At 75.4% G+C, this 13489-nt stretch carries 5 protein-coding genes and 1 pseudogene; all 6 read left to right on the forward strand.

From position 1 onward, the window contains the following. Positions 1-46: 46 nt before the first annotated feature. Complete coding sequence (locus tag KMS84_RS16665; RefSeq protein WP_256917011.1) at positions 47-2569, forward strand: VWA domain-containing protein; 2523 nt, start codon at positions 47-49, stop codon at positions 2567-2569. Between the two features lie 107 nt (positions 2570-2676). Continuing rightward, positions 2677-6495 (forward strand): tubulin-like doman-containing protein, encoded by a 3819-nt coding sequence (locus tag KMS84_RS16670; protein WP_256917012.1) that lies wholly within the window; start codon positions 2677-2679, stop codon positions 6493-6495. Further along, positions 6492-9392, forward strand: coding sequence for a hypothetical protein (locus KMS84_RS16675; RefSeq protein ID WP_256917013.1), 2901 nt, complete (start codon positions 6492-6494; stop codon positions 9390-9392). The genes KMS84_RS16670 and KMS84_RS16675 overlap by 4 nt, the downstream gene beginning before the upstream one ends. 64 nt (positions 9393-9456) lie before the next feature. Continuing rightward, positions 9457-10764, forward strand: a complete 1308-nt coding sequence (locus KMS84_RS16680) for a hypothetical protein (protein WP_256917014.1) — start codon at positions 9457-9459, stop codon at positions 10762-10764. Next, the gene (locus tag KMS84_RS16685) at positions 10761-11861 is read left to right on the forward strand and encodes a hypothetical protein (RefSeq protein ID WP_256917015.1); all 1101 of its coding nucleotides are present in this window, start codon (positions 10761-10763) and stop codon (positions 11859-11861) included. Before KMS84_RS16680 ends, KMS84_RS16685 begins: the two co-directional genes overlap by 4 nt. Beyond that, positions 11858-13489, forward strand: a pseudogene (locus KMS84_RS16690) (hypothetical protein); the annotation flags it as partial. The gene KMS84_RS16685 and the pseudogene KMS84_RS16690, both read left to right, overlap by 4 nt.

Raw genomic sequence — 13489 nt, forward strand, 5'->3', positions numbered from 1 at the left:
GCGCGGCGGCCCGGGGCGCGCGGCGCAGAGGCGAGGGGGGCGTACGGTGTCCGACGCCGTCACGACGGACGATCGCGCCACCAGAACCGCCGCAGGACGCAGGACGGCCGACGCCGGTACCGCGTCCCGCGCCCGCGCGGCGGCCCGGGCGCGCCGTACGGCGGCCGGCCGGCCGGGCGGGCTGCCGGGTGTGGGGCGGGCCGCCGCCGTGCTGGCGCTGCTGCTGCTCGGGCAGACCGCGCTGGGCCAGACGGCGGTGCCCGCGCCGCTCGCCCCGGCCGCGCCCCCCGCGACGGACGCGGTGGACCTGGCCGTCGCTGTGGACGAGTCGAGCAGTCTGAGCACCGCCGACGTCGAGCGGGAGCGGGACGCCGCCGGACGGATCGCGGTCGGGGAGATCTCCCCGACGTCGCGGATGACCGTCCTGGGCTTCGCCAGCGCCGACAACGACGCCCAGAGCCCGGTGGACGAGGTGTGCCCGACCACCGCGCTCGACGCGGTGGCCCGGGAGAAGATGGACGGCTGCATCGGCCGCCTGGCCCGGCGGGGTGCGGGCCGGGGCACCGGGACCGACTTCCCGAACGCCATCCGGCAGGCGGTGACCCGGCTCGGCGAGCACGGCGGCAGCCGCCCGCGCATCCTGTTCCTGCTCACCGACGGCAAGCTGGACGTGAGCGGCAGCCCCTCCTACGGCACCGACGAGGAGAGCCGGGCGGAGAACGGCCGCCGCGAGCTGACCAAGGCGCTGGCCGAGGCACGCGCCGCGAAGGTGCAGATCTGGCCGCTCGGATTCGGCGACAAGATCGACATGGACGCGCTGCGGGACATGGCGAAGGGCGGCTACGGAGGCGGGTGCGCGGACCTGGACGCGGCCCGCCCCCGCGCGGACGAGGCCACCGACTCCCAGAGCCTGGGCGACGCCGTGCAGCGCGCCTTCGCCGGGGCCCGCTGCCTGGTCACCGACCCGCCGCGCAAGGACACCCCGCCGGCGGACATCTCCGTGCCCATGTCCCCGCTGGCGACGCTCGCCACCATCGTCGTCTCCAAGGGCGACCGCGCGGTGCGGGCCACGTACTACGACCCGCGCGGCCAGAAGATCGAGCCCGGCGGCCGCTCCGACGGCTCGACGTTCACGCTGGCCGGATCCGGCGGCGAGGTGGAGTCGCTGCGCATCACCGATCCCCGGCCCGGCCGCTGGCAGGTCCGGCTCGACGCACCGGAGGGCCACCGGAGCCGACTGGCCAGTGTCTCCGTGCAGTGGCGGGGGGCGGTGCGCTCCTCCATCGTGATGACGCCCGCCGCGCCCCGGCCGGGCGAGACGGCCCGCGTGGAACTGACGCTCCAGACCCGCGACGAGCAGGGCATCGGCGACCCGGCGGACCTGCGCCGCCTGAAGGTCTCCGGGCGGCTGACCGGCGACGGGTTCGAGCCCCTGGACCTGGCGCTCTCCGACGACGGGGAGAACGGCGACAAGAAGGCCGGCGACGGCCGCTTCACCGGCTCCGTGACGATCCCCCGGCAGGCGACCGGCGCGCTCAAGGCCGTCGGAGTGCTCGGCGCCGTCGGACTCACCGCCGACCACCGCCCGTTCCTGACCCGCATCGCCTCGCCCAACCCCGAGGTGCGGGCCGGACTCCGCGTGGCCGACTCCGAGGTGCGCCCCGGCGGCAGCGTGCCGTTCCGGCTGCTGGCGTCCAACGACTCGAACCGGCCGCGCACCCTGCGCCTGTCGCTGCGGGACACCGAGCCGGGCGCGGTCGCGCTCTCCCTCACCGAGGTCACCCTGGCCCCCGGCGACTCCGTGGACCGCGCCGGACGGCTCACCGTCGGCGGGAAGCCGGTCCCGCGCGAACTGACCGCGCGGATCGAGGTGTCGGACGCGGACGACTCCGCACGGCTGCTCGACGCGAAGCTGGTGAAGGTGGACGTCACACCGCTTCCCTCCTGGCCGCAGCGGTTCTGGGACGCGTGGTGGTGGGCACTCGTGACCGGCGCCGTGCTGCTGGCCGCGCTGCTCGGCTGGTTCGTCTGGCACCGGAAGCAGAAGCGCGACGACGTCTCGCCGGGCGGGCTGCTGCTCCGGCTCACCGTGTCGGACGCTTCCGGGGAGCGGACGACCAGCGAGACGACGGTGCCCCGCAAGCGCGACCCCTGGTACCGGTTCGACGTGTCCGACCCGGACGGCCCCAGCCCGCGGCTGGACCCGCGTCCGATCGGCGGGTACGCCCTGCAACGCGACCCGCGCAAGGGGGTCCGGCTGCGCACCCCGGACGGGCGCGACGAGTCGTATCCGCTGGCCCGTGACATCCCGCTGGAGGGCCGGGTCCGGCTGCGCGTGGAACGCGGCGTCGGCGGCCGGTCCGCCGCCCGGCGGCCGGGCCCGCCCCGGTGGCTCGCGGACCTGCTGCCCCGGCGGCGCAAGCCCGTCACGGCGCCGTCCGACCGGAGGGACACGGACGACCTCGGGGTGCGCGACACGTACGGGAGCCCCCCGTACGGCGGTTCCTCGTACGGAGGTTCCGCGTACGGCGGTTCCTCGTACGACGACGAATTCGACGAGGCCACCTGACACCGGACCGCCGGAGCCGCACCACCAGCCCACGGCAGGTCCGCCCACGGGACCTGGGTCCATCGAACGCCCGGTGCGCGCGCACCGGACAGGGGGGAAACGAAGCGATGAAGATCTTCCAGCCGATGCTGTTCGTCGGCCTCGGCGGCACCGGCGGCCTGATCGGCGCCGAACTGGAGCGCCGGCTGCGCGCCGAACTCTGCGGCCCGGACGGCGCCGCTCTCACCGGCAACGGCCGGCTGCCCTACCAGCTGCCCGGCTGCCTGCAGTTCGTGTACGCCGACTACAGCGAGGCCGAGCTGGGCCGGCTGCCGCACCTGAGCGCGGACACCGCGCTCAGGCAGGCCTACAGCCGCACCTCGCGCGCCACGCACGACCTGCTGCCCGCCGACTACGACAGTTCGCCCGAGGTGACCCGGATGCTGCGCGCGCTGCTGCGCGACGAGGTCTCCGACTGGCTGCCGCCGCACGGCGGCGAACCCAAGATCAACCCGCTGCGCAACGGCGCCGGCCAGCTGCCCACGGTGGGCCGCGCCGCCCTGTTCGCCACCCTCGCCAACGGTCCCGCGCCGGTGCTGACACCGCTGCACCGGGCCATCGACGTGATCGCCGGGTCCGGCGGGGAACTCCAGGAGGTGGGCGGCGACACCATCAACGGCTGCGACGTGTTCGTGGCGTTCTCGGTGGCCGGCGGGACCGGCGCGGGCATCTTCCTCGACTACCTGCATCTGATCGGGCAGGCGTTCAAGGACAAGAAGTTCCGGGGGGCGCGGATCTATCCGCTGGTCGTCATGCCGTCCGCGTTCCCCGAGGCCAAGGGCGGCGGCCGGGAGGCCGAACTCAACGCCGCCCGTGCGGTGGTGGACCTGTCTCGGCTGGTGGACGAGCAGAACGCGCCGGACGCCGAGGCGGAACTGGGCGACGTGGACCTCCAGGAGTCGCTGCGCATCCGCTACCCGCAGATCCACCCGGTGTCGCTGCGGCCGGGCACCGTGCCGACCGCGTTCCTGTTCAGCCAGACGGCCGGCATCCGCCCCGACGACCTCCGCCGTTCCATCGTCTCCCTGGTGGTGTCCCTGGTCGGCACCGACCTGAACCTGGGCGAGGCCAAGGGCGGCGGACGCGACGACGATTACCAGACGTTCGCCAGCAACTTCGTCAACGGCGACATCAGCCGCCGTACCCGGTCCGCGACGGGTATCGGCCGCAAGGGCATCTCCACCAGCCTGGTCGCGTCGATGACGGCGCCGCTGGACGAGCTGGCCGAGCTGGTCGCGGCCAAGATGCTGGCCCACGCGGTGACCGGGCTGACCGACGCCTCCGCCGCCGTACCGCACGAGACGGCGCCGCTGGTCCGGGAGATGTTCACCGCCGCGGGGCTGGGCGAGCTGTGGCGGCGCGAGCCGCTGGAGGTGATCGATCCGGACCCGCTGCCGCGCGGCAGCGGCGAGATCGAATCCGGGCTGCGGGACCGGCTGGAGCAGATGCGGCGACTGCTGGCCGACCTGGAACGGCACGTCGCGCACCGGATGCCGCTCCTGGTGGAGGGCTTCTCGCCGCGCGCGGCTGCCGAGCAACTGCTGTTGAAACACGACCTGTTCACGCTGGGCCGCGTGGTGTCGGGTGTGTCGGGCGAGACCAACACGGTGGCCCGGCTCGGCTTCCTCGGCATGCTCGACAACCGCCGGCAGGACCCGCCGCGGCCCGCCGGGATCGAGGTGCAGCCACCGCTGGTGCCGAGGATCAAGGGCCGGGTGGTGGGGCCCCGGCTGCGCTGGGCGGACGAAGAGGTGGCCACCGCGCTGGATCTGCAGAACCGCTGGTACAAGTGGCGGGCCCGCACGATCTGGCACCGCGCGTGGAGCGAGCACGAACCCCGCTGGCGGCAGGCCGCGAACCTGCTGCGCAACGAGGTGCAGGCGCTCGGCGCCGCGTTCCGCAAGCACGTGGACGACCAGCCGCGCGGACACGCCGCGCAGGTCAAGGAGCTGTACGAGGACCGCAAGGGCGTCTCCTACCTGCTGCCCCCGCAGGGCAACCTGGGCCGGTTCTACCAGGCGCTGATGGAGCGTCTGGTGGAGAGCCACCAGCTCGGGCCCAACGGCGACGAGGCCGCGCTGCTGCACAAGCTGGTCGATGCCGAGCTGCGCCGCAGCGCCTTCGCGGCCTGCCGGCACTCCCCCGACGCGGCCGTGTCCGAGGTGAAGGCCGCGTTCAAGCACCGGGTGCAGCGGCTGTTCTCCGAGCGTCCCGACGGACGGCAGGCCCGTGCGCTGCTGCCCAGGATGAGCACGCTGCTGGCCGCCGAGGCAGGCGACTCCGAGGCGTCCCAGCAGGTCAGCACGCGGGCGCTGGAGCAGTTCCGGTACAAGCTGGCCGGTCTGCTGCCGGCCACGTTCACCCCCGAGGGCAACGGGCGGCTGAAGGTCCTCATCACCTATCCGGGCTCACGCCGGGTGAACGTGGACAACTACCTGGAGAAGCACCTGCGGCTGCCCTCGGACAGCCAACGGACCATCGAGTACCGGGCGGTGGACACCGACTCGATCTCCGTGGTGCTGTTCCGCAGCGAGATGAGCCTCACCGAGGTGCCGGAGGCCCGCAAGGTGCTGCGCCAGTGGGCCCGGGCGCAGGAGACCCGCCGCGACGAGGACGTGCTGCGCTGGCGGCAGCGACTCGGGTACCGCGACGACTGGCTGGCCAGCACGCCCGACGATCGCGCGCACATCCTGAACCGGCTGCTGTGCGCGCTGTGGAACGGCCAGATCGACTACCAGGGCGACCCGGCGTCCCCGCAGCGGCTGCGCATCCGGCTGCACGACGACGCCGGCCAGGACGCGCTCGGCATCCAGCTGGCGCTCACCGACTACCGGGAGGGCATCTCCAGCTGGGCCGGGCTGTTGCGGGCGTACGAGCGCTGGGCGCTGCTGGCGGAGGAGAACATCGTGCAGAGCTACTGCAAGGTGGTGATGAACACGCTGCCGCGCGGCCTGGGCACCTCGGGCAGCGAGCCCTCGGAGCTGTATCTGAAACTGGTCCACGAGGTGGCGCCGCGTCAGCTGCGGCTGCTGGACGAACGGCAGCGGCGTTACGGCGCGCGGGTGTCCGACTGGACGCGCCGGCTGCGCGAGTTCTGGGCGGAGACCCTGCCCGACGCGCTCGACCTGCCCTTCCCGGAAGGCGAGAACCGCGCCCATCCGACCCTGCGCGAACTGGAGGAGTGGGTCCACGAGAGCCGGAGCGCGGGCGAGGACCCACGGCACCCGGCCCGCGGTGAACGGTGGGCCTCCGACCGGGGCGCGGACGCGCACCCGGACGAGGCCCGGCACCGGTCCTGGGAGCAGCGGCCCGCCGAGCGTCCGCAGCACCCCGGCCCGGCGGACGTCGGGCAGCCCGCCGCCCCGTACGGCGCGACGCACGGCGCCGGGCCCCGGCGCTCCGACGCCTGGGACGTGCCCGCGCACGGCAGGCCGGGCGCCGACGGCGGGCCGGCGGCCGGCAGCCGGCCGGGCGACGACGGGGACGCGCGGTGGCCGTCGGCGCCCCGGCACGACGAGCGGACCCGGCACTGGCCGGACACCCCGCCCCCACCCGCCGGGGGCGGACCGGCGGACCACCCGCGCCGGGACGTGGGCCATGGCGCGCCCGGGGAGCCCGGCCGGGTCGGGCCGGTGCCGTGGGCCGGCCGGCCCACGGCGCCGCAGGCGTCGGCCGGGCGGCCCGCGCCGGGACCGGCCCCTACGCGGGCGCCGGAGTACCCGCCCTTCCCGCGCGCCGCCGAACCCGATCCGGGCTGGCCCGGCGCCGGTTCCGCCGCGCCGTGGGGCATCTCGGACGCGGACGGCGACGCCGACTGGCCGGACGAGGAGATCACGTCCGAAGGCGACGGCGACGGCGCCCGCGAGAACTCGGAGAAGCACGCGTGAGCGGCACGGGGAGCCCGGTCGTCGTACTCGACTTCCGGGGAGGCCGGGACGTACCGGTGGACGGCGCCGATCTGCGCCGCCGGGTGGGCGCCCTGCTGCCGGACAGCGGCCGGGCCGACGCCGGAGACCTGCGGTTTTTGGTGCTGGACGAGCCGGACGGGCTCACGGCGCACGCCGAGGCGTACGAACTGGTGGCGGCGGCACCGACGTTGGGCGCGGTGAGCCTGCTCTGCCTGGTCGTCGGCGACCTGGAACGGCCTCGGTCCGCGAACCCGCCGCCCTCGGACGCGTCGGACGCGGACGCGCCGTACCGGACCGCGTCGTACCCGGACGCCCGCCCGGCGGAGGGCGGAGCCGGTCGCAGGCTTCGGCTGGCGTCCGTGTTGCAGTCCTCCCGTACGGGGGTGCTGTGGGCGCCCGATCCGCGGGCGGGACACGATCCGCGGACCGCCGACCCGGCCGGGGAGACGGAGGCGGCGCTGGTCGCCCTGGCCGATCTGCTGCGGGTGCGGGAGATCTTCGACAAGGTGCTGTCCGAACTGCACGACGCCCCGGTGTCGGTGGCCACGCTCTCGCTGCGGGTGCTGGAGCACGATCTGACACCGGACGCACGGGACAGCGCATGGACCGGCGCGCTGGCCCGGTTCGCCGGGGGTGAGGCGCCGGTCACCGGGCCGCCCGTCGCGGAGGATCTCCCGCCCGGGCTGGCCGAGTTGCTCGGTCCGGGCCCGGAACGCCCGGTGACGGCGCTGCTGCGTGCGGGCGGCTCCGCCGAAGCCGCCCGCGCCGCCTGCGAACGGGCCGTGGCAGAGCTCACCGGGGCTCGGGACGAACTGTGCTCCGTGCGATCAATTTTGATGAACCGTCAGCTCGCTGACGGAGTGCCCTCGGCGATGGCACGGGCGGTGGACTCGCTGCGCCGGTACCGGGACGTGGTAGCCGGTGTGCTCCGGGACAGCGGCTCGCCCGGTGTCCCGCCCGGCGACGCGCTGGCGCGGCTCGCCGACGGGGGCGTGGCGCTGCCGGAGGAGATGTGGGAACGCCGCCCGCGTGGCGGCGAGCCGGACGAGGGCCTGCCGCGCTGCACCGCGCGCTGGCTGACCTCGGGCCTGCCGCTGCGCGCGGTCGCTGCCCGGCTGACGGCGCTCGCCGAGCGGATCGCTCCGACGCCGTCCGCCGCCCGGCTGCGGGACCTGGAACGGGCGTGCCCGGAGGAGTCGCTGGGGCGGGTGTCGGCGGCGGCGCCGCTGTACTTCGCCCGCGCCCGCGCGGGGCAGCTCGCGCCGACGGCGCTGGCCGCCTTCGTCTCGGCGCTCGCGCCGTGGCCCGGCACGCTGCTCGCGCTGCTGCCCGCGGCGGTGTTCCTGCTCGGCGGCGCGCTGGCCGGCGCGGCCCGGCCGGGCCGGGCGGCGGGCGGCCGGGTGCACCGGGCGGACGCGGCCCGCGCCGTCGCGCTGTCGGCCGGGGCCGGTGCCGGGTTCGCGCTGACCCTGCTGGTGAGCGTCCCGCGCGAGCTGGTGCTCGGGGGTGTGCTGGCCGGTGTACTCGGCGCGGTGCTGTGCGTCGGGGCCTGGTGGCGCCGGGCCGTGGCCGACTGGTGGGAGGCGACCGGCGCCTGCGAACTCGGGCCGTGCCTGGCCCGGGTGGACGCCGTCCTGGCGGACGCGCTGCGCCGGCAGTGGTGGGCGGCCGAGGAGCGCACCCGCTGCGCGGACGGCGCCCGGACGCTCGCGGCGGTGCTGCGGGGCGCGGCCGTCGAGGCGGACGCGGGACATCCGGTGTCCGGCCCGCCGTACGGGTCCGGCGTGGGACCGGCCGGTCCCGACGGCTGGTCCGACCCCGGCTGGGACGAGTCGTCCTGGCCGGACGAGGGGCCGCAGCCCCCCGGCGCCTGGCAGGGCCCGGCACAGCCGGACGCGGCACAGGGGTACGCGGGGCACGGATACGCGGGGCACGGGTACGCGGGAGAACCGCACGCGGCGCCGGCGAGCGCCTCGTGGCCTTACGCGTCGGGGACGCACGCGTCACAGCCGAACGGATCACAGCGGTACGCGTCGCACGCGGACCAGGACCCGGCAGGGCAGTTCCCGCCGGGCCCGGACTCGTCGGGGCCGGACTCGTCGGGGCCCGAATCGTCCTGGTCGGAGGCCGACTGGCCCGACGATCCGCCGGGCGACACGACGACCGGCGACTGGGCCGCGCCCGGCCGCCCCCGGCACGTGCCCCGGGTGGACCCGCCCTGGCTGCACCGGGGCGCGGGCGAGGGCGGTCCCGACCTGGTGCCGACCCTCGTCGCGGACCTGGCCGACGCGACGGCGGCCGCGCTGCGCGGCCACGCCGGCGCCGACGACGGCGCGAGCGGCGCCGGGCCTGCGGGCGGGGCGCGGACCACGCTGGAGGCCTCCGTGTCCCTGGCCATCGCGGCGGCCGGGCTGGGCCTGCGGGACAACGGGGTGGTGCCCGCCCCGCCCTACGCCCGCCAGGACCGGGCGCGGGGGGACGCCTCGGCGCTGCTGGGCATCGGGGCGCAACGGGTCCGGGAGGTGCTCAACACCGCTTCGGAACAGGGCAGGCCCCTGCTGCTGTGCCCCCCGGCGCAACTCTCGCTGCTCAGCCGGGACCCGGCCGAGGCACGGTCCATCGCGTTCGCCCCGCAGGCCGTACGGCCCGTGGTGGAGGTGCACGCAGGCGGGCTCGGCCCCGACGCCGTACCGGCCGCGATGGTGTGGACGGCGTCCGGCCGCTACGCCGGCACGCTGCGACTGGTCCCGCTGCGTGCCGGCGTGGTGGAGAACGTGCGCGTGCGCTCCTGGGCCGAGGACGGCCCTCTCCCCCGCCCGGACCGCGGCACGACCGGATCCGTCCAGGACCCCGGCGAGGAATGGGCGCAGCGGTGAACCGTACCCGTACGACGACGACCGACCGCGCCCCGGGCGCACGTACCGACACAGTGGGGAAGTCATGGTGAACGACCACCGGCCCGCGCCGCACCCGGACCGGTTCGGGCCGGCGCCGGAGCCGTACGCGGCGGCCGATCCCCGGCCGCCCGTCCGTCAGGAGTCCCTCCACGCGGAAGGCGACCACGGGAAGCGGGCGCGGACCCGCGAACACACCGACACGGGGACCGGCGCGGGCCCGGCCGGGTCCCGGGAGGCGGCCGTGGAGTTCTCCTTCGTCTCCCCGCAGGGCGTCACGCACCGGGTGCGGGCCAGGTTCGGGCCGGACCGGCCGCGTCTGGTGCGGCCGCCCGCGCTGGCCCGTCCGGTCCGCTTCGAGGACGGCTGGCGGGGCTTCCAGGTCCGGCTGCCGCAGGAGGCGGGCGCGGACCGGGAGGCGTACACCCTGCTCCAGGCGGAGATCACCGCCGCGCTGGCGCTGCACCGGACGTACGCGGGCACCCGCTTCGGTGGTCTCTTCCCGACGCCGGTCGGCTACGACGTCAACACCCCGGCGCCGTTCGTGCTGTACGCCGTGCCACGCGGACGCCCGCTGTACGGGTCGCCCGAGCGGGTGTCGATGGGCGACCAGCGGGCCGTGGAACGCGATCTGGTGCTGGCGGTACGGCTGATGGAGGCGATCGGCCTGGTGCACCGGGGCATCGTGCCCGGCGCCGTCCGCTGGGACGCGCAGGGCGTCCAGGTGTGGGACCTGGGCTCGGTGGTCCGGACCGGGCGCCCCCGGGTGCCGTACGGCATCCCTCCGTACGCCTCGCCCGAGCAGCGGGCCGGTGTGGGCACGACGGAGGCGCGGGACGCGCTGTGGAGCGTGGCGCAGGTGGTGTACCACCTCGTCACCGGTCGGCCGGGGAGCGCCGACGGGCCGCCCGCCGACCTGGACGCGCAGCGGTCCGTGAAGGACACGCTGGGCCAGGTGTTCGCCCGGCACGCGCAGGACCGGCCGACGCCGGACGCACTGCTGCGCACCCTGGCGCCGGAGGTCGCCGCCGAAGCGGCCGGCGTGCTGCTGCCCGACCCGCTGGAACACCACCGGCGGGAGTTCGACGAGATCCGGCGCCGCAAGCACGCCTCCCTCGCCCCGCCGCCTCCGGTGCACACCGCGTACCCCCCGGAGCAGGAACAGGCCGGGGACCCGGGCGGCTTCGGCGCGGACGGGGCCCGGTACGGCGGGACGCCGCCGCCGGCGCAGTTCACCGGCTACGAGTATCCGGCCCGCGAGCGCGGCCGGCTGCGCACCTGGATCAGCGGAGGCCGCACCTCCGGCACGAACGAGCCCGGCGGGAGCCGGTCCGAAGGAGACACCCGCCGATGACCGTTCCGATGCCGCCGGGCGCCCCCGCCCAGGAGAACCTCTGCCCGTACTGCCTGGAGATCATCTCCTACGACGAGCAGCAGCTGTTCGTCCGCAACGACAAGCAGCTGTTCGAGGAGCTGCGCGTGGACCGGCGGATCAGTCCGCTGCGCCTCGCCGACACCCTCCGCTCCGCCTATCAGCGGTGCGGCAACTCCGAGGGCGAGCAGGCCCATTACATTCCGGTGCCGTATCTGACCAACGGCAGTCCGCTGACCGTGGCGATGGTCGGGGACTCGGCCACCGGCAAGACGCATCTGCTCACCCAGATGATCGCCGAGATCGCCGACGGCGGTCTGAAGCGGTACGGGCTGCACATGCAGTCGGTGAACCCGCAGGACCACCAGACGTTCATGACCGAGCGGGTGGAGCGGCTGCGGTCCGGGACGATGCTGGAACACACCCGCAGCGCCGGCGGGTTCGCCGCGTTCGTGGACGCGCTGCTGCTGAGCCGTGCGGACGGGCTGACCCGGCCGGTGGCGTTCTTCGACCTGGCCGGCGAGGACCTGCGCCGCACCGGCGCGTTGACCCGGTTCATGGTGGGCGTGGACGCGTTGATCTTCGTGGTGGATCCACTGCGGGCGCTGCCCATGCCGTACCTGGACCCGCTGCGCGGCGACCTGGGCTACACCCGGGGCGGCGATCCAGCGTTCCAGACCGTGCTGGACCGGCTGCCGCGCGCGGGCGGGCAGTATCTCGGGGTGGCGGCGGCCGTGGTGATCAACAAGAGCGATCTGGTGCGGTTCGAGCCGCCCGTGGACCGCTGGCTGGGCGAACCCCCGCCGGAACGGCGGATGGCCGAGCGGTTCGCGGAGGAGAGCCGGGACGCGTACGCGTTCCTGCGCCACCACACCGGTCAGGCGTGGGTGGGCCCCTTCGACAGCGTGCTGCGCTGCACCCTGCACTTCGCCTCGGCCACCGGCAGCCACGACCACGAGGGCAGGTTCCCGCACGGCACCCGGCCGTTGCGGGTGCTGGAGCCGCTGGTCTCCGTGCTCGCGATGTGCGGGCTGCTCGACGAGGGCGCCGAGGACGGACCGGCGGCGGTGGGCTTGTGACACGGACGCAGCCCGGCCTGCCCGGGGACACGGCCGCACCCGACGACCGGGTGCACCAGGTCGTGTTCCGCTGGGCCGGCAACCTCGGCCACCGGGGCGCGGGCATCGCCGCGGTCGCCTACTCCTGCCCCGAGGACGAGGCCCGCGATCTCGCCGACCGGCTCGGTCCGGTGCTCCGCGTGATGGGCGACGAGCAGCGCCCCAGCCTCGTCCGGCACATCATCCCCGACGGTCGCGTCCTCCTCGTCCGCCGCACCCCCGGCTCCGACGCCCAGAACCGCGACAGCACGGTCTGCCACGCGCTCCTGGGCCCGGCGAGACTCCTGGTCCCCCTCTACTGCGTCAGCCTGGGCGCCGTCCCCTGGGCGGAACAGGGCTGGGCCGACCGGGTGAAGGGGCGGATCGAGCCGATGCCGCGCGAACGCCTCAAGGCCCTGGCCAACCGCATGCGCAACCGCATGTGGGAGAACGTACGGCTGGTCCGCCGCCCGCTGCTCTGTCTGGTGGCCCAGTTCCTGCGCACTCCGGGGGCGAGGCTGTCGGCTCTCGTCGGCGAGCTGGACGCGGCCGTGGCCGAGGCGCACGCCCGGGCGCGGGAGCACGGACCGGAGCCCTCCGAGCGGGAGTCGCCGGAGCCGGCGCTCCTGGTGCTGTGGGGTCTGTGGTGGATCTTCGGCCGCTCGCTGGACCGGGGCGCGGGGAGCTGGCAGTTCGCCACCTTCGACACGATGGACGACCAGGCGTACCGGGTGGTGTTCGTCCCGGCCTGGCGTGTCTCGTCCACCGAGGACAGCCGGCTGCGCCGGATCGACCTGCTGGACCCCGGCACGGACACGGCCTCCGAGCTCGCTGCCACCCTCGTGGACCACTACCTCCAATGGCGCGATCCCAAGTACCACCGTCTCCTGGACTCCGACCCGAACACGAGCGACCCGCAGCTACAGCGCTTCCACGCTCAGCTCCGCGAGGTGTGGCCCGCCAGGTACGAGAGCCCGGTAACGACGGACACGGGTTCCGTGCCGGTGGTCTCCCCACTCCGGGCCCCGGAACGGGACCAGCGGCCCGCTCCGCGGCAACAGCCCGTCAGCCACGCCGAGTCGCCTGCTCGTCCACCGGCCGCCCGGCACACCCCGGCCTCCGACGCGAGCTGGACCTCCCCACCCGAATGGCGCCAACAGCCGCCCAGAAAATCGGAGTTGCCTCCGCCCTCACCCTCCTGCCCGGCGACAGAGGCGGCTTCCGCACCACGGCAGACGGGGAGTCCTCCACAGGAGGGCCAGGGCTCCCTGGAAACGACGCAAGCCCAGCGGTCCGGCACGGAGACTCTGTCATCGGCGTCATCGGCGTCGGCGTCGGTGATGGCGCCCTCGCCATCGCCATCGCCATCGCCGTCGCCGCGTCCGTCTCCCGCTCCGTATCCGTCCCCGAATCCGTATCCGTCCCCGTCTCCGTATCCGTATCCGTCTCCGGACGGATCAACGTCTGCGGCGGCACCGGGGACGTACACGTCCGGGCAGGCCATGGGGCCCGGTAGGCAGCACGGGCAGTCCGGACGGTCGGGGCACGGGGCCCACCACGGATACCCGGAGCCACCGAACAACCCGCCCCAGTACCCGCCACCCCCGAGC

It is taken from the genome of Streptomyces hilarionis (assembly GCF_024539675.1).
GTDB classification, from domain to species: Bacteria; Actinomycetota; Actinomycetes; order Streptomycetales; family Streptomycetaceae; genus Streptomyces; species Streptomyces hilarionis.

Coding starts and splice junctions, on each gene's coding strand:
- KMS84_RS16670 (WP_256917012.1), top strand. CDS start 2,677: ATGAAGATCTTCCAGCCGATGCTGTTCGTCGGCCTCGGCGGCACCGGC.
- KMS84_RS16685 (WP_256917015.1), top strand. CDS start 10,761: ATGACCGTTCCGATGCCGCCGGGCGCCCCCGCCCAGGAGAACCTCTGC.
- KMS84_RS16680 (WP_256917014.1), top strand. CDS start 9,457: ATGGTGAACGACCACCGGCCCGCGCCGCACCCGGACCGGTTCGGGCCG.